Consider the following 18,451-nt stretch of genomic DNA (forward strand, 5'->3'; position numbering starts at 1 on the left):
ATTCGCGGGTGGGACCGCTATAACTCGCGCGCAAAGAAAAGGGTTTGTCCGAATGGCCGAAGCTGCCCGCGTGCCGGAAGAGTATGGCGCCGATTCCATCAAGGTTCTCAAGGGGCTGGAAGCTGTCCGGAAGCGTCCGGGCATGTATATCGGCGACACGGACGACGGCTCGGGCCTCCACCACATGGTCTATGAAGTGGTGGACAACGGGATCGACGAGGCTCTGGCCGGTCATGCGACGGCCGTGTCGGTGAAGATCCATGCCGACAGTTCGGTCTCTGTGCGGGACAACGGGCGCGGGATTCCGGTGGACATGCATGCCTCCGAGGGTGTCTCGGCGGCCGAAGTCATCATGACCCAGCTCCATGCCGGGGGAAAATTCGACCAGAACAGCTACAAGGTCTCGGGCGGCCTTCATGGCGTGGGCGTCTCGGTGGTGAACGCGCTGTCCGACTGGCTCGAATTGCGCATCTGGCGCAACGGCAAGGAGCATTTCGCCCGGTTCGAGAACGGCGAGACGGTAGAGCATCTGCGCGTCGTCCGCGACGCGCCGGGCGAAAAGGGCACCGAGGTACGATTTATGGCCTCCGCCAAGACCAACCGGCCCGACGGGACCTTCTCGAACCTCGACTACAGCTTCAAGACGCTCGAGGCGCGGCTGCGCGAACTCGCCTTCCTGAACTCGGGCGTCCGCATCCTGATTGAGGACGAGCGCCCGGCCGAGCCCTTGCACAGCGAACTGTTTTACGAGGGCGGCGTGCGCGAGTTCGTCCGCTATCTCGACCGGTCGAAGAGCCCGGTGATGCCCGAGCCCATCTTCATCACGGGCGAGCGCGGCGGGATCGGCGTCGAGGTCGCGATGTGGTGGAACGACAGCTACCACGAGACGGTGCTGCCCTTCACCAACAACATCCCGCAGCGCGACGGCGGCACCCACCTCGCGGGTTTCCGGGGTGCGCTGACGCGGACCATCACCAAGTATGCGCAGGACAGCGGGATCGCCCGGCGCGAGAAGGTGGACTTTACCGGCGACGACGCGCGCGAAGGACTGACCTGCGTTCTGTCGGTCAAGGTGCCGGATCCAAAATTCTCAAGCCAGACCAAGGACAAGCTTGTGTCCTCCGAGGTTCGGCCGGCCGTCGAGAACCTCGTGAACGAGAAGCTCGCCGAGTGGTTCGAGGAGAACCCGGCCATTGCGAGGTCCATCGTCGGAAAGATCGTCGAGGCGGCTCTGGCGCGCGAGGCTGCGCGCAAGGCGCGCGAGATGACCCGGCGCAAGACCGCGATGGACGTGGCTTCGCTGCCCGGCAAGCTCGCCGACTGTCAGGAGAAGGACCCGGCGCTGTCGGAACTCTTCATCGTCGAGGGTGACTCGGCCGGCGGTTCGGCCAAGCAGGGGCGCGCGCGGAAGAACCAGGCGGTGCTGCCGCTCCGGGGCAAGATCCTGAACGTGGAGCGTGCGCGCTTCGACCGGATGCTGTCCTCGGAAACCGTAGGGACGCTGATCACCGCCCTCGGGGCGGGCATCGGACGCGACGAGTTCGACATCGGCAAGCTGCGCTATCACAAGATCATCATCATGACGGACGCCGACGTGGATGGCGCCCACATCCGCACGCTCCTGCTGACGTTCTTCTTCCGGCAGATGCCCGCGATCATCGAAGGCGGCTTCCTCTACATCGCGCAGCCGCCGCTCTACAAGGTCGCGCGCGGCAAGTCCGAGGTCTATCTCAAGGATCAGGCGGCGCTCGAGGACTACCTGATTCATCAGGGGATCGAGGGCGCCATCCTGCGCCTCTCGACGGGCGAGGAGATCGCGGGGCAGGATCTCCTGCGCGTGATCGAGGGCGCCCGCCAGTTCCGCCGGGTGCTCGAGGGCTTCCCCACGCACTACCCGCGCAACATCCTCGAGCAGGCGGCGCTCTCAGGGGCCTTCGATCCGGGCCAGGCCGACGACGACCTGCAACTCGTGGCCGACCGGGTGGCCGAGCGGCTCGACCTGACTGCCGCCGAATACGAGCGCGGCTGGAAGGGCCGGATCACGCAGGACCACGGCATCCGTCTCTCGCGCGTCCTGCGCGGGGTCGAAGAGTTGCGCACGCTCGACGGCGCCGTGCTGCGCTCGGGCGAGGCACGGCGGCTGTCGCAGGTCTCGATCCAGACGCGCGATGTCTATGCGCCCGGCGCCCGGCTCGTCCGCAAGGATCGCGAGCAGCCGATCCACGGGCCCGTCGCGCTGCTGAAGGCCGTGCTGGCCGAGGGCGAGAAGGGGCTGTCGCTCCAGCGCTACAAGGGTCTTGGCGAGATGAACCCCGAGCAGCTCTGGGAGACGACGCTCGATCCCGAGGCGCGGACGCTCCTGCAGGTGAAGGTCGAGGATCTGGCCGAGGCCGACGACATCTTCACCAAGCTGATGGGAGACGTGGTCGAGCCCCGGCGTGAGTTCATCCAGCAGAATGCGCTGAACGTGGAGAATCTGGACACCTGAAGCCGAGCCGGGCCGATTCGGCCCGCAGCCGCTCCAGATCCTGATCGAGGCTCATCGCCTGCTCGGCCCGCAGCAGCGCCTCGTGCGAGAGCGCGCGGGCCGGTTCCTCGAACAACCGGGGCGCCGACGCGGCCAGCGTGGCGAGTGCCCGCTGAAGTCGGATCTGCACCTCGAGTTGTCCCGCCCCATCCCGCGCTATCCAGCGGAATGCATCCTCCATCACGTCCGCCGCCGACAGGCGCCCGACATGCAGCCGGCGATGGCGCACTTTCGGCTCGGCGCGGTCCAGCGCCAGCGCCCAGTCGACCAGAACCCTCGCAGAGGTGCCGATCACGTCGATCGCCGTCCCCGGATCGTTCACGCCGGGCGAGAGTGCACGCGAGGCTGTCTCGGACAGGACGATCATTCCAAAACGGGGGTCGGCCTCGAAGGTGCGTTGCCCGCCGATCACGAAGGCCGAGCGGACGGCAGCCACCTGTTCGTCATCGAGCCTGCGTGACGAGAGGAGCAGCGGCCGGTTGGGATCGGAATAGGCGCCCGGTCGCGCGGCGAGATGGAAGTCCATCTCCCACTCCTCAGCCATTCCCGCGAGCCCCGCGGCATTCACGGCCTGCACGAAGCCCATGCGATCGGGATGTACCGGAAACAGCTGGGGCGGAAGGCTTGTCATTGGGACGCCGCCCAGCCACGGCTGCGCCGCATCGGCCTCAAAGGCACTTGCGGCGGCGCGTTCGACGAGGTCGATCACCTCGGATACGTCGCCGAGGTTCGACAGTCGGGCGATCCAGCGGATGAGCGCGACGATCACCGCCACGATCACGGCGCAGGTCACGAGGAACAGCACGACCTTGGCTTCGTCGCCGTAGTAGTTGGTGGACAGCCCGACCAGGCCGACGATGCCGTAGATGAAACCGCCGAGGAAGGTCGAGATCGCGTTCTGCGCTGTCCGGTCCTCGGTCAGCAACGGGCGCGCGCGGGGCGTGGCCGCGCCCGCCGCCGCCTGCAGCGACGATGTCATGATGCCAAGCGAGAAGATCGACACCGCAAGCAGCGAGTTCGACAGCACGTCCATGAGGTCATAGACACCGTCGAGGCCGATCAGGCTGTTGACGCCCGAGGGCAGCATCCGGCCGACCACGGGCGCCGTGGACAGGACCAGCAGCGCCACCACCGCATAGAGCGCCGGAGTGAACCAGAGTTTCCGCCGGATGCGGGACCATAGAAGGCGCAGACGGTTGGGACTCATGACGAACTCCGAGGGGTTTTCGGGAACGCGATCCTTCCGCCAGAGGTTCCGTCTTTTCCGCTGCGCGGCATCGATCTATGAGGGCGCATGCGCCAGACCCTGACCGAGATCTACGAAGCCCGCGTCGATGCGGAGGAGTTGCGGGCCGACCCGGCTCAGCATGCCGTCCTGCCTGACCTCGAGGAGATTCGCCAGTGGCTCGAGGCCCATCCCGAACGCAAGCGGGGGCTCTTCGGCCTCTTTGCAGCGAAGGAAGAACTGCCGAAGGGCCTCTACCTCTGGGGTGGGGTCGGGCGCGGCAAGTCGATGCTGATGGATCTCTTCACCGACGCCGTGGCAATCCCGACTAAGCGCCGCGTGCATTTCCACGCCTTCATGCAGGAGGTTCAGCAGGGCATGCACGAGGCCCGGAAGAAGGGTGTTGACGACGCCCTCCAGCCGGTTGCCGACAAGGTGGCGGGGCAGGTGCGGCTCCTGGCCTTCGACGAGATGCAGATCACCGACATCACGGATGCGATGGTCGTCGGGCGGCTGTTCCAGAAGCTCTTCGAGCAGGGCGTGGTAATCGTCACCACCTCGAACCGCCCGCCCGAGGCGCTTTACGAGAACGGGCTGAACCGTGAGGTCTTCCTGCCGTTCATCGATCTCCTGCGCGCGCGGATGGCCGTGGTCGAACTGGAGAGTCCGACCGACTACCGCCAGCACCGGCTGCAGGGCGCACAGGTCTTCTTCCATCCTGCCAGCAGGGCACAGCAGGCGATCGCGCGGATCTGGACGGACCTGACCGGAGGCGACCGCGGCCATCCGCTGCGCCTGCCCGTGAACGGCCGGACGGTCGAGATTCCGTGCTTCGCGAACGGCGTGGGCCGCGCGACCTTCTGGGATCTCTGCGCGAGGCCGCTGGGTCCTGCCGATTTCCTCGCCATTGCCGAGGCCTGCCGGGTGCTGATCCTTGAGGACATCCCCCGGCTCTCGGCAGAAAACTACAACGAGGCCAAGCGGTTCGTGACGCTGATCGACGCGCTCTACGAGGCACGGGTCCGGCTGATCGCCTCGGCCGCGGACGAGCCGGAGCGGCTCTATATCGAAGGCGAAGGGTCGTTCGAGTTCGAGCGGACGGCGAGCCGGCTTCGCGAGATGCAATCGGCCGATTGGGCGAACGCCTGAGGGTCCGGCCAGTCCGCAACAGAGCGATCGCGCTCATGTTGTGGCGCGAGAGCGGCTTGGCTCAGGTGCGGAACTCGTCCTCGGCGTAACCCTGCACGAAGAGAAGCGACGTCAGGTCGCCATGGTTGATGCGGATGTCGCATTCCGCCGCAACCACCGGCTTTGCATGCAGCGCCACACCCGCGCCCGCGCGCTTGAGCATCCCGAGATCGTTCGCTCCGTCGCCGACGGCCATCGCCTCCGACACATCGATGCCCAGCTTCGCGCAGAGTTCCTCGAGCGCCGAGAGCTTCGCCTCGCGTCCGAGGATCGGCTCGGCCACCGTGCCGGTCAGTGCGCCCTCGGCGACATGAAGGATGTTCGCGCGATGCTCGTCGAAGCCGAGGCCCGCCGCCACCTTCTCGGTGAAGGCGGTGAAGCCGCCCGAGACGAGCGCCGCGCAGGCGCCATTGGCCTTCATCGTCTGCACCAGCGCCCGCCCGCCCGGCATGTACCGGATCCGAGTCTCGAACACCCGGTCGATGACCGAGGCGGGCAGGCCCTTCAGGAGGCCCACCCGCTCGCGCAGAGCGGATTCGAAGTTCAGCTCGCCGTTCATCGCGCGCTTCGTGATGCCTGCGACATATTCGCCGACGCCCGCCTCGTCGGCCAGTTCGTCGATGCACTCCTGCCGGATCATCGTCGAATCCATGTCCGCGAGAAGCAGCTTCTTCCGGCGGTCCTCCGCCGGCACCACCGCCAGGTCCACCTTCAGCGCCTGCAGATCGTCCCAGACCTGCCAGCGGTTGGAAGGCATTGCCGACAGGGCAAATTCCGCGGCTACCCCCGGTTGCAGCCAGCGCGCGTCGCCCCCACCCCAGGCATTGCGGAGCGCCTCGACGGTGGTCCGCTCGAGGCTCGGAGAGGCCGGGTCGGTCATGAGGACGGCAACGAACATCGCACTCTCCCAAGGTCGCTTTTTCGCGGTCGAGCGCCGCTCTAGGACAATTCTTTCGCTTGCGCCAGAGCCCACCGAGGCGTAATGGCGACGGCGGGACACCTCTCCCCAACGAGAGGCATCTATCTGGAAGGGTAACATGTCTGATCTGCAGACCCCGGCCGCGCGGCCGGCCAATCCGCGCTTCTCCTCTGGCCCCTGTGCCAAGATTCCCGCCTATTCGCTGGACCTTCTGTCGGACGCCCCGCTGGGCCGTTCGCACCGCGCTGCTGTCGGCAAGGCCAAGCTGAAAGAGGCGATCGACCTCACCCGCGAAATCCTCGGCGTGCCCGCCGATTATCGCATCGGCATCGTCCCCGGTTCGGACACCGGCGCGGTCGAGATGGCGATGTGGTCGCTGCTGGGCGCCCGCCCCGTCGAGATGCTGGCCTGGGAAAGCTTCGGCGAAGGCTGGGTCACGGACGTGGTGAAACAGCTCAAGCTCGACGCTACGGTGCGCAAGGCGCCCTACGGCGAGATCGTGGACTTCGCGCAGGTCGACTTCGCCCGTGACGTGGTCTTCACCTGGAACGGCACCACCAGCGGTGTCCGCCTGCCGAACGGTGATGCGATCCCGGCGGATCGCGCGGGCCTCACCATCTGCGACGCGACCTCGGCCGCCTTCGCGATGGAACTGCCGTGGGACAAGCTCGACGTCGTCACCTTCTCCTGGCAGAAGGTGCTGGGCGGCGAGGGCGGCCACGGGATGCTGATCCTTTCCCCCCGTGCGGTCGAGCGGCTGGAAAGCTACACCCCCGCATGGCCGATGCCGAAGATCTTCCGCATGACCAAGGGCGGCAAGCTGATCGAAGGCATCTTCCAGGGCGAAACGATCAACACGCCCTCCATGCTGGCGGTCGAGGATTACCTCGTGTCGCTCAAGTGGGCGAAAGAGATCGGCGGGCTCAAGGCGCTGGTCGCCCGGGCCGAGGCCAACTCGAAGGTGGTAGCCGATTTCGTGGCGGCGAACGACTGGATCGCGAACCTCGCGGTGGACCCGGCGACGGCCTCGACCACCTCGGTCTGCCTGAAGTTCACCGACCCGCGCATCACCGACGGCGCGGCCTTCGCCAAGGCGGTGGCCAAGCGGCTCGAGAAGGAAGGCGTGGCGCTGGACGTGGGCGCCTATCGCGACGCGCCGGCGGGCCTTCGGATCTGGTGCGGCTCGACCGTCGAGACGGCGGATGTCGCGGCGCTGATGCCCTGGCTGAAATGGGCCTTCGAGGCCGAGATCGCGGCGCTCGCCAAGGCCGCCTGAGCGGGCTTTCCCCTCACGCATGACATGGGGCGGGGGTTTCCCCGCCGCATTCCTCCCCATTCCACAGGATGCCCGACATGGCCCCCCGCGTTCTCGTTTCCGACGAACTCTCCGAAACCGCCGTCCAGATCTTCCGCGACCGTGGCGTCGAGGTCGACTACATGCCGAAGCTCGGCAAGGACAAGGAAAAGCTGGCCGAGATCATCGGCCAGTATGACGGCCTCGCGATCCGCTCGGCCACGAAGGTGACCGAGAAGCTGCTCGAGCAGGCTACCAACCTGAAGGTGATCGGCCGCGCGGGGATCGGCGTCGACAACGTCGACATCCCGGCCGCCTCGCGCAAGGGCGTGATCGTGATGAACACGCCCTTCGGCAACTCGATCACCACGGCAGAGCACGCCATCGCGATGATGTTCGCCGTCGCGCGCCAGCTGCCCGAAGCCAATGCCTCGACCCATGCCGGCAAGTGGGAGAAGTCCCGTTTCATGGGGGTCGAACTCTTCAACAAGACCCTTGGCGTGATTGGTGCCGGCAACATCGGCGGCATTGTCTGCGACCGCGCTCTCGGCCTGTCGATGAAGGTCGTGGCCTATGACCCGTTCCTGTCGGACGAACGCGCCAAGGCGCTCGGCGTGACCAAGGTCGAACTCGACGAACTGCTGGCCCGCGCCGATTTCATCACGCTGCACGTTCCGCTGACCGACAAGACGCGCAACATCCTCTCGGCCGAGAACATCGCCAAGACGAAGAAGGGCGTGCGGATCATCAACTGCGCCCGCGGCGGTCTGGTGGACGAGAAGGCGCTGGCCGAGGCGCTGACCTCGGGCCATGTCGCCGGCGCCGCCTTCGACGTGTTCGAAGTCGAGCCCGCGACCGAAAGCCCGCTCTTCGGTCTGCCGAACGTGGTCGTGACGCCGCACCTCGGCGCCTCGACCACGGAAGCGCAGGAGAACGTGGCCCTGCAGGTCGCCGAGCAGATGTCGGACTACCTGCTGACCGGTGCCGTGCAGAACGCGCTGAACATGCCCTCCGTCACCGCCGAGGAAGCCTCGGTCATGGGGCCCTGGGTCAAGCTCGCAGGCCATCTCGGTGCCTTCGTCGGCCAGATGACGGACGAGCCGATCAAGGCGATCAACGTGCTCTACGACGGCGCCGTGGGCGAGATGAACCTCGCCGCACTGAACTGCGCCACCATCGCGGGCATCATGAAGGCCACCAACCCGGACGTGAACCTTGTCTCGGCTCCGGTCGTCGCGAAAGAGCGCGGGATCCAGATCTCGACGACCACGCAGGCGAAGTCGGGCAGCTTCGATGCCTACATCAAGCTGACCGTCGTGACCGACAAGCGCGAGCGGTCGGTTGCGGGCACTTGCTTCTCGGACGGCAAGCCCCGCTTCATTCAGATCAAGGGCATCAACATCGACGCCGAGGTCGGGCGCCACATGCTCTACACCACCAACGAGGACGTGCCGGGCATCATCGGCCTTCTCGGCATGACCATGGGCAAGAACGGCGTGAACATCGCGAACTTCACCCTCGGCCGGACCTCGGTCGGGCAGGATGCGATCGCCATCCTCTACCTCGACCAGGCGATCGACCCCAAGGTGGTGGAGACCCTCGAGTCGACGGGCCTGTTCCAGCAGGTGAAGCCGCTCGAATTCGACGTGGCCTGACGGCGCCCGGCTGCCCTTCCGGTTTCGGGTCGGGAAGAATAAGGTGCAGAGGTCCGGCCCGGCCGGACCTCTTTGCCCATCTGGAAGGACCGAGATGCGAACCTACGCCATCGGCGACATCCACGGACATCTGTCGCTGTTGCAGGAAATCCATGACCGGATCGCCATGGACCGCCGCGCGACCGGGGATCACGAGGCGCCAGTCGTCCACATCGGCGACCTGGTGGACCGCGGACCCGACAGCCGCGGTGTCGTCGAGTATCTGCGTCAGGGGATCGAGCACGGCGAGAACTGGGTGGTGCTGAAGGGCAACCACGACCGGATGTTCACCGGCTTCATGCGCGATCCGGCGCGCTGCGATCCGGGCCTCCGGCGGGATCTCTCCTGGCTGCATCCGCGTCTCGGAGGTGGTCCGACGCTGGAATCATACGGCGTCCATCATGCGGCGGACCGTCCTGTCGGCGTCGTCCACCGCGAGGCCGCGGAACTGGTTCCTGAAGAGCATCTGGCCTTCATCGAGGCGTTGCCGATCCGGTATCAGCGCGACGGGACGATCTTCGTGCATGCCGGCATCCGCCCCGGCATTCCCTTCGCCGAGCAGGCCGAGGACGATCTGCTCTGGATCCGCGAGCCCTTCCTGTCGGATCCACGCGATCACGGGGCCCTCGTCGTCCATGGTCACACGGCGATCGACGCCGTGACCCACTACGGAAACCGGCTGAACCTCGACAGCGGCGCGGCCTACGGCGGGCCGCTGTCGGCCGTGGTGATCGAGGGTCAATCGGTCTGGCAGCTCGGGCAGGACGGGCGCGCACCCATCGCCTGAGGGTCTGAGGGCTTCCGAACGCGACGTCACGGCAGCGGCGCGCCGCGCACGCGATATGCTGTGGCCTGCACAGGAAGAAAGGCCGCGCCATGTCCGACATCCTCATCCTCTCCGGTGTCCGCACCGCCATCGGCACTTTCGGCGGCGCGCTCGCCGCCGTGCCGCCGGGCGATCTGGCCACCACCGTTGCCCGCGCCGCGCTGGATCGGGCGGGGATCGAGCCGGCTCGCGTTGGCCATGTCGTCTTCGGCCATGTCATCAACACCGAGCCGCGTGACATGTATCTCTCGCGCGTGGCGGCCATTCAGGCGGGCATCCCGGCCGAGGTGCCGGCCATGAACGTGAACCGGCTGTGCGGGTCGGGCGCGCAGGCCATCGTTTCGGCCATGCAGGCGCTGATGCTGGGCGATGCCGAGGTGGCGCTGGCGGGAGGGGCGGAGTCTATGAGCCGCGCACCCTATGCGCTGACGGCGGCCCGCTGGGGCCAGAAGATGGGTGACACGCGCGCGCTCGACATGATGACGGGGGCGCTGAACTGCCCCTTCGGCACCGGCCACATGGGGATCACCGCCGAGATCGTGGCCGAGCGCCACGGCATCAGCCGTGAGGATCAGGATGCCTTCGCGCTGGAAAGCCAGAACCGCGCCGCCCGGGCGCTGGACGAGGGCCGGTTTGACGGCCAGATCGTGCCGGTCGAGATTGCCTCGCGGAAGGGTCCGGTTTCCTTCGCCCGCGACGAGCATCCCAAGGCCACCACCGCCGAGGTGCTCGCGGGCCTTCGCCCCGCCTTCCGCAGGGAGGGGACCGTGACCGCCGGCAACGCCAGCGGGATCAACGACGGGGCGGGGGCGCTGGTGCTGGCGCGCGACGGGGCCGTGCCGGGCGCTGCGCCGATTGGCCGCCTCATCGGCTACGCCCATGCAGGCGTCGATCCCGAGGTGATGGGCCTTGGCCCCATTCCCGCCGTCCGCGCGCTCTGCGCCCGGACCGGTCTTTCGGTGTCGGATTTCGACGTGATCGAGTCGAACGAGGCCTTTGCGGCGCAGGCCCTCGCCGTGGCGCGCGACCTCGACTTCGACCCGGCGAGGGTGAATCCCAACGGCGGCGCCATCGCCCTCGGCCATCCCGTGGGCGCGACCGGCGCGATCATCACGGTGAAGGCGCTGCATGAACTGCATCGGACGGGCGGCCGCCGCGCCCTCGTCACCATGTGCATCGGTGGAGGGCAGGGGATCGCGCTGGCGCTCGAGCGGGTCTGACCTCCGGCACGACGCGGAAATGACAAGAGGCCCCACCCGCCCGCAAGGCAAGGCAGGCTTCCCGGTCATCGGACCACTGCGCGGCGCCGGCTAGTGCAGCCGAACGCGGGTCCGGGCCGAGCGGCCGTCCGCGTCGATCACCGAGAGCGTCAGGAAACCCGCCGGCAGGTCGAGCAGCGTCTCGCGCCCTCCGAGCGCGATCGCGACCGGCGCCCCGTTCGCGAGCCAGGTGAAGGGGGCGGTCCCGCCCTCGACCTTCACCTTCAATCCGCCGCGCAGCCGCTCGACCTCGGCCCCGTCCGGCGGGAAGGCCACCTGCGGACCACCACCCGGCTCGAAGGCCGCGAGCCGCGAGCGGAAGCGGCGAAGCGGTTGCGGCAGTTCCGCATTGCCGACCGTGAGCGCCGCGCCGGGCGGGGGCGGCAGCGGCTCGAGTGTGGGCTTCAGCCGGGCGAAGGCGCGGAAGAGGACCGGGGCGGCGAGATCGACCCCGAAAACCCCCGGCACCGGCGTGCCATCCGCTCGCCCGAGCCAGATCCCCACCACATGCTGCCCGTCGAAGCCCACTGCCCAAGCGTCGCGGTGGCCGTAGCTGGTGCCCGTCTTGTAGGCCAGCCGGTTGGCGGGCGCGCCGGGTGGCGGCGCCATGCCCGAGAGGATATCGGCCACCTGCCAGGCCGAAACCTCGGACAGAAGCCGCCGCCCCGGCGCGCCCTCGCCCTCGACACGGAGCGGCAGCACCACCCCACCGCGGGCGAGCGCCGCATAGAGCTGGACCATGTCGGCAAGGGTGACCCCAACGCCCCCCAGCGCCACGGCAAGGCCCGGCTGCCCCCCCGGCAGCACCGGCCTCACCCCCGCCTGCTCCAGCGCGGAGAGAAGCCGCGCCGGCCCCAGCGCATCGGTCAGGGCGACGGAGGGCAGGTTCAGCGACATCTGCAGCGCCTCGCGCGCGCGGATCTCGCCGCGGAAGATCCGGTCGAAGTTCTGCGGCCGGTAGCCCGCGAAATCCATCGGCCGGTCGTCGAGCAGCGTTTCGGGATGGGCAAGGCCCTCGTCGAAGGCGAGCCCGTAGATCAGCGGCTTGAGAAGCGAGCCCGGGCTGCGCAGCGCCACGGTCATGTCGAGAAAGCCCTGCCGCCTGTCGGCCCGGTAGGCCGCCGATCCGACCGAGGCCAGAATCTCGCCCGAGCGGTGATCGGCCACCAGCATCGCCACCTGAAGCCGCTCGCCCCGCGCCTCGACCGTCTCGGTGGCCAGCGCCTCCAATCGCTTCTGCAGGGCCGCGTCCAGCGTGAGCCGATGGGTCTGGCGCATCGGACCGGCCTTGATCACCCGGTCCGTGAGATGCGGCGCGACCGCTGGAAAAGGTCTTCTCACAAGGGGTATCGCCTCGCGCAGGGCGGCTTCGGCGCGGTCGGCCTCGATCACCCGCGCCCGGACGGCGCGGGCGAGGACGCGGGCCCGCGCGGCCTCGGCCCGCTCGGGGTGGCGGTCGGGCCGCCGCCCCTCGGGCGATTGCGGGATCGCGACCAGAAGCGCCGCCTCGGCCGCGGTCAGCCGGCCGGGCTCCTTGCCGAGATAGGAGATCGACGCCGCCCGGATCCCCTCGAGGTTGCCGCCATAGGGCGCGAGACGGAGGTAGAGCGACAGGATCTCCTGCTTCGAGAGCCGCCGCTCGAGCGCCAACGCCACGCGCATCTGCCGGAGCTTGCCCGCCACCCGGCCCGTGCCGCTTTCTTCGAGAAGCCGCGCGACCTGCATGGTGAGGGTCGAGCCGCCCGACACCACCTGCCCGTAGCGCAGCGCCTGCAGCACCGCCCGCGTCAGCGCCAGCGGATCGACGCCGCCGTGGTCGTAGAAGCGACCGTCCTCGTAGGCCACGAGCATCTTCAGGAACAGCGGATCGACCGGCCCCGGTTCCAGCCGCCAGCGGCCGTCGGCGACGGTATAGGCGCGCAGGAGCGTGCCGTCGCGCGCCTCGACCTCGACCGAGGTCTGCAGCGCCAGGGGCGGCATCTCGGTCGCAGAGATGAAGCCGTCGACCCCGTCGCGGGCAGCGGCGGCCAGGAACAGCCCCGCCGCCGCCGCGAACAGCCACCGTGCCCGGATCATGGGGTGACGGTGATGCGGCCGGCCTCGGTCCAGGCGCGGAACTCGGGCCGATACATGTCCTCGACCGAGGCCGCCGGGTGGTGGAACGTGCCCGGCGAGACGGCGCGCACGATATAGGCCAGCCGGAAGGCCTCGCCGTCATAGCGGTCGAGGGCGGCGAGGAAGCGGTCCTGCCGGAACTCGGCATGGGCCACGTTCTCGACCGGGGCGAGCCAGTCGAGCGCATCTACCTGCCCACCCCGCATCAGGTTCGGGTTGTCGATCTCGAAGCCCGCGGGCAGCGGGTCGTTGACCATGAGCCGCCCCTCGCCATTGCCGAAGGGCGTCACCTCAAGCACCGCCACGAGCCGGCTGCCCGCCGCAACCGAAGCCGGGTCGGCGGCCTCGCCCTCCATCGTGTAGTAGCTGCGCGTGATGGCATAGCCGTTGCCGCCCGCGGGCTCCGGATCGGAGGGCACGCCGGTGCTGGTGACCGTCAGCACCTGCGGCCCGCCCGAATTGGTGACCGCCAACGCCGGATCGCCATCGCGCAGCAGCCGGACGAGGGGCCCGGTCGCGGGGGTGCCGTCGATGGCGATCCCCTCCACGCCCGGCCGGTCGATCAGCGCGTTCGTGGCAAGAAGCGTCCAGACGGCCTCCTGCGTGGAGAGCGTGCCGGTGCGCGCGGCGAGCGAGGTCGTCACCGCCTCGCGGTCCACCGCCTGCGAGCCTGCCTCGGCCGCGAGCGTGAGCACAGTCGCCGCATCGCGGTAGGCGGTGCCGTAGTCGGCGCGGAACACCTGCTGCGACTGGGCCACGAGCGACCCGTTCAGCCGCGCGGCCGCCTTGCGGAACATTGCATCCGCCCGCACCTGATCGCCATAACTCGCTAGCGCCGCTCCGAGCTGGGCCTGCGCCGCGGGCGTGGCGAAGGCATCCGCCTTCACGTCCGCATAGTAGCGCAGGTCGCCGATGGCGGCTGCCCCCTCGCGCGCCAGAACCATCAGCGCATAGGCCAGCGCCTCGCCGCCCTCGTCGAAGTCGGCCGAGTAATTCACCTGGTTGCGGAGGTTGTCGAGCGCCCGGCGCAGCGCAAGCTCCGGCACCCGGTGCCCCTGCGCCTTCGCCCGCGACAGGAAGTCGGTGACATAGGCATCGAGCCAGAAGTCGCCCGACTGCGCCTGCCAGAGGCCGAAGGCCCCCTCGGCGGTCTGGTTGGTCAGCACCTCGTCGATCGCCTGCCCGATCCGCACCGACATATCCTCGGTGCCGGGCAGGTCGAGCGCCCGGGCCACGCTGCTCAGATAGAGGAGCGGCAGCGCCTTCGAGGTGATCTGCTCGGTGCAGCCGTAGGGATAGCGATCGAGGCTCGCCAGCAGCCCTGCCGTGTCGAGCCGCGCGATGGGGCCGATGGCCATGGTCGCGCGCCCGGTGCCCGGCACGAAGCCCGCGAAGAGGTTCTCGTCCAGCGTGAAGGTCTGGCCGCCCTCCAGCGTCAGCCGGTCGCGCCGCGCGATCTCGGGGTCGTTCACCTCTACCGGCACGACGAGCCGCTTGGTCAGCTGCTTGCCGTCCGGCGTGGTGAGCGAGACCGCGATCTCCTGCAGGCCCGTCCGGTCGGCCGAGACCGGCACCTCAACCCGCGCGCGGCCCTTTTCGGCCAGATCGAGGCCCGAGGGCACCGATCCGACCGTGAGGCCCGGCGAGGAGACATCAAGGCTCACCCGTCCGGCGGGGCCGGTCGCATGGGCGATCTCGAGCAGCAGGCGGCTCTCGTCGCCCGGTGCGAGGAAGCGCGGCAGGCTCGCCGTCACCACCACAGGATCGCGCACCAGCACGTCCTGCTCGGCATGGCCGACGCCGGTCTTCGACCAGACGACCGCCATCACCCGCACCGTGCCGTTGAAGGCGGGCAGATCGAAGGTCGCACGCGCGAGACCGTCGGGCCCCACCTCGACCGGGCCCGAGAAGAAGGCCACCAGCTCTTCCGTGGGAGGCGGGGCCTGCGTCTGCGCCCGCCCGCCGTCGCCGCCCGAGCGCACCGAGCCCTGCGCGCCGTTCATCCCGTCGATCAGCCGCCCGTAGAGGTCGCGGATGCCGACGCCGAGCTTCCTCTGCCCGAAGTAATGGTCCTCCGGGTCAGGCGTCTCGAAGCCGGTGAGGTTCAGGATCCCCACATCGACCGCGGCCAGCGTGGCATAGGCCGTCTCGCCCGGAGCCATGCCCTCGACCTTGACCGCGACCTCCATCGGGCCGCGGGGTGCGGCCTCGGAAGCGGTTTCGATGCGGGCCGCAAGCTTCTTCTCGCCCGGGTCGATGGCAGCGTGCGCCAGACCAAGCGCGCGCGTCGGGTTGCGCCCCGCTGCCACATCCATCGGCCGCAGGAGCGTGGCCGTCACATAGACGCCCGTCCCCCACTCGTCCGTCACCGGCAACTCGACCAGCGTCTCGCCCTCGCCGATCTCGAACGCCTTCATGGCGATCAGCCGGTTCGAGAGCACGGTGACCAGCGCCTTGCCGGGCGCGCGCGGCACGATGCGCAGCTGCGCAGTCTCGCCGGGCCGGTAGGCGGGCTTGTCGAGCGACAACTCCAGCGTATCGGGCGTGGCGGTCGCATCGGCGGGCGCATACCAGCCGGCGTAGAAGCTCGTCGAACTGGCGGCCGGGCGGCCGTCGGTGCGTTCGACCACAAGCTCATACTGGCCCCAGTCCACCGGAGCCCCGATCTCGGCCGGAGCCGTGCCGAGCTCGGCCTCGCCCTCGGCCACCCGCGTGCGCGTCTCGACCGGCTCCCAGGCCCAGTTGCCGTATTGCTGATACCACTGATAGTCCGTCTCGACCCGGTTCAGCGTCCAGCGCACCTGCATCGGGGCGGGCCTCTCTTCGGGGCCCACGCCCACCAGCGAGAAGCGCGCCTCGGTGTCCTGCGCCGCCACCCCGTCGAAGAGCGGGCGGATGCCGATCATCGGCTCGGCCGGGCGCAGGCGGCGGGTGATCGTCCGCTCCACGGGCCGCCCCGATCCTTCCGAGACGCGGGTCGCGACAAGGATCTCGAGCGGGCGCGCCGGATCCTCGACCTCGGGCAGGCTGATCGCGAATTGCGCCCGGCCGGCAGCGTCCGTGCGTTCACCGCCGAACGAGGCCACCTGCGGATCGAAGGACGCATCGGAACGGCCGAACACATAGCCCGGAAAGCCGGGCAGCCCGTCCGCCTCGCGCAGCAGCACTTCGCCCTCGATGGCGAGATCCGCGCCCGGCGCTCCGTAAAGAAAATTCGCCTCGACCGTCAGGTCCGGCGCGTCGCCAAGCGCGATGGGCGCCTCGGGCAGGCTCGCCGTCACGTCGATCCGCTCGGGCAGGAAATCCTCGACCAGCACGGTCTTCGCTGCGAGCGGCGCCGCCTCGAGATCGGCCAGCACCTCCAGCCGCCAGACCCCGCGCGGAGCCGATCCCGCGAGCGGCAGGTCGAACACATGGCCGCCCGCGCCGCTGCCCGAGGCCAGCGCGCGCGAATATTCCACGCCGTCCGGCCGCTTCAGGATCGCGGTGAGCGGCAGCCCCTCGATGGCCGCGGCCTCGCCATCCCGCGCGAGCGCGAGGGCGTGGATCGTCTCGCCCGCCCTGTAGGCGCCGCGCTCGGTCGCGAGGAACACGTCGACCGGCGGGGCGGGCTCGTGCCCCTCCACGCCCCGGTCCGACAGGTCGAACTCGGGATCGGTGAGCGAAAGGAAGGCGATGTCGGCCTCGCCCTCCTTCACGACCACCAGCGCGGGCTCGGCCGGGCCGGTGCCGCGGGTCAGGCCCGCGCCGAAGGCCGCATGGCCCTGATCGTCCGTCGTCGTCGTGCCGAGCACGGCATTCGCGCGCGACAGAAGCTCGACCGTGACGCCGGCCTTGGCCTCGGCCGAGCCGAGGCTGCGCACGAAGACATGCAGCCCGTCCGTCCCCGACAACGTCGTGACGCCCAGATCCGAGACCACGAACCATTGCCAGGCGGACGGATGCTCGTAGACATCCTGACCCGGGATCGCGGCCTTCAGTGCATAGATGCCGGCCGGCAGGCCCTTCAGCGGCTCTTCCATCGGCAGGCGGGTGGTCATGTCGCGGTTGACCTCCATCGCCACCTCGCCGGTGCCGGTCCAGATCTCCTCGCCCACCTCGGCGGTGAACTGGTCCGCCTGCCACTGGTCGAGCGGCCGGCCGAGGTAATCCTGCTGGATCGCCCGCAACAGGTTGCGGTCGGACACGCGGTAGAGCGCGAGGTCGAGCGTCCGGGCATTCACCGTCTCGACGGGGATCGCCGGCGCGCCCGCCCGAGGCAGCACATAGGCCCGACTCGGGAACCGCACCGAGGGCGAGCGGTCGCGGACATAGGCCGCGATCTGCACCGACTTGGCGAGCGTCTGGCCGTCGGCGGCCGGAAGCCCCTCGCGGAAGGTCAGCACATGGCGCGCGCCATGCGACACGCCGCCGACGCAGATCCGGCGGTCCTCGGCTTCGACTGTCAGGCCCGGTTCACCCAGCTGGACGTAGCTTGCGTAATCGACGCCGGTCTGGGCCAGCTGCTCCGAAAAGGTGACGCAGATCCGTGGCCTCGTCGTGTCGGCCTCGACCTGATCCTCCGTGATGCGGAAGCCGTATTTTCCCGCGGCGGACTCGAGAAGCCGGGCAGTGTCGTCGCGCGGCTGGGTCGACTGGGCGAGCCGAAGGGCCTGCACCATGTCGCGGCCCCTGTCGACCGCCTCGGCCGCAAGACCCAGCTCAACCAGCGCCGTATGGCGGAGAGCCGGCGTCGTTGCGCGCAGATAGCCGTTGATCGCCGCCCGGAACGCGCGATCGCGCAACTCGCCGCTTGCCGATGTCTCGGGTCCACCCGCAGCCCGCAGACGGCGGGCGTAGTCGATCCAGCTCTCGGCCCGGTCGGAGGCGCTGACGGCCGCGCCGGTAAAGTTGGCCGCAGCCACGGCCTCTCCCGATGCCTCCGCGCGTGCCGCGCTCTGCAGATGCTCCTCGGCGGTGAACCCGTTCACCGTATGCTCGTTCCCGAGCCCCTCCGCCTGCTCCTTCGCCCGCGTCAGGTCGTAGTCCGAGAGGAAGGCCAGCTCCGAGCGCCGGCTGCGCGCCGTCTCCTGCCGCGCCGGATCAGACGGTACCACGATGCCCGAGGTTGCCCCCTGATACGGCGACGTGTCACCCGAGGCAGATTTCGGGAAACACGACCCGTTGCGCCCGTTGAAGGTGAAGGCCGTGCAACCCGACCGGGACAGGCACGCTCGCTCGCAGGCCTCGAGCGTGGTGTCGAGCAGCGTGGCCATGTCGCTGCCGGGCAGGTCGGTGTCCGCGCTCAGCACGAAACGGCGGTCGGGCAGCCAGTCCTGAGCCGCCGCTGCGAGCGGCAGCAGGACGGCAAGCATAAGGACCGGCAGCAGATGACGGATGCGCATGGAAGCTCCTCCGGAAAGCT

10 protein-coding genes are annotated in these 18,451 nt (G+C 69.1%); 6 read left to right on the top strand and 4 right to left on the bottom strand.

Features of this window, described 5'->3' with window-relative positions; genetic code table 11:
- Positions 1-52: 52 nt before the first annotated feature.
- Positions 53-2,488: a DNA topoisomerase (ATP-hydrolyzing) subunit B gene (gyrB, locus tag ACTVZP_RS05755; RefSeq protein WP_443211152.1), complete on the top strand. Its 2,436-nt coding sequence runs from the start codon at positions 53-55 to the stop codon at positions 2,486-2,488.
- Here the strand turns inward: gyrB and ACTVZP_RS05760 are convergent.
- Complete coding sequence (locus ACTVZP_RS05760) at positions 2,445-3,734, bottom strand: DUF2254 domain-containing protein (protein ID WP_443211153.1); 1,290 nt, start codon at positions 3,732-3,734, stop codon at positions 2,445-2,447. The two genes, gyrB and ACTVZP_RS05760, sit on opposite strands and share 44 nt — an antisense overlap.
- 87 nt (positions 3,735-3,821) lie before the next feature.
- Here ACTVZP_RS05760 and zapE point away from each other — a divergent pair, with 87 nt between their 5' ends.
- Entirely contained in the window at positions 3,822-4,901 is a 1,080-nt protein-coding gene (gene zapE / locus ACTVZP_RS05765; RefSeq protein WP_443211154.1) for a cell division protein ZapE, read from the top strand.
- Positions 4,902-4,962: 61 nt separating this feature from the next.
- On the opposite strand, the gene serB is transcribed toward zapE, so the two are convergent.
- A complete protein-coding gene (gene serB / locus ACTVZP_RS05770) occupies positions 4,963-5,838 on the bottom strand; it encodes a phosphoserine phosphatase SerB (protein WP_443211155.1) in 876 nt (291 codons plus the stop codon).
- Positions 5,839-5,977: 139 nt separating this feature from the next.
- Between serB and ACTVZP_RS05775 the strand changes: the two genes are divergently transcribed.
- The 4 genes from ACTVZP_RS05775 (at position 5,978) to ACTVZP_RS05790 (ending at position 10,893) form a co-directional block, all read left to right on the top strand.
- Positions 5,978-7,135 (top strand): phosphoserine transaminase, encoded by a 1,158-nt coding sequence (locus tag ACTVZP_RS05775; protein WP_443211156.1) that lies wholly within the window; start codon positions 5,978-5,980, stop codon positions 7,133-7,135.
- A gap of 77 nt (positions 7,136-7,212) precedes the next feature.
- Positions 7,213-8,808: a phosphoglycerate dehydrogenase gene (serA, locus tag ACTVZP_RS05780; protein WP_443211157.1), complete on the top strand. Its 1,596-nt coding sequence runs from the start codon at positions 7,213-7,215 to the stop codon at positions 8,806-8,808.
- 94 nt (positions 8,809-8,902) lie between these two features.
- Positions 8,903-9,634: a metallophosphoesterase family protein gene (locus ACTVZP_RS05785; protein WP_443211158.1), complete on the top strand. Its 732-nt coding sequence runs from the start codon at positions 8,903-8,905 to the stop codon at positions 9,632-9,634.
- An 89-nt stretch (positions 9,635-9,723) separates the two neighbouring features.
- Positions 9,724-10,893 (top strand): acetyl-CoA C-acyltransferase family protein, encoded by a 1,170-nt coding sequence (locus tag ACTVZP_RS05790; protein ID WP_443211159.1) that lies wholly within the window; start codon positions 9,724-9,726, stop codon positions 10,891-10,893.
- A 90-nt stretch (positions 10,894-10,983) separates the two neighbouring features.
- Here the strand turns inward: ACTVZP_RS05790 and pbpC are convergent, their stop codons facing one another.
- Together pbpC and ACTVZP_RS05800 are read right to left on the bottom strand one after the other, a co-directional pair.
- Entirely contained in the window at positions 10,984-13,008 is a 2,025-nt protein-coding gene (pbpC, locus tag ACTVZP_RS05795) for a penicillin-binding protein 1C (protein WP_443211160.1), read from the bottom strand.
- Complete coding sequence (locus ACTVZP_RS05800) at positions 13,005-18,431, bottom strand: alpha-2-macroglobulin family protein (RefSeq protein WP_443211161.1); 5,427 nt, start codon at positions 18,429-18,431, stop codon at positions 13,005-13,007. Before ACTVZP_RS05800 ends, pbpC begins: the two co-directional genes overlap by 4 nt.
- Between the last annotated feature and the right edge of the window lie 20 nt (positions 18,432-18,451).

Origin of the sequence: Rhodobacter sp. NSM (assembly GCF_052244495.1) — a bacterium.
GTDB lineage: Bacteria > Pseudomonadota > Alphaproteobacteria > Rhodobacterales > Rhodobacteraceae > Cereibacter_A.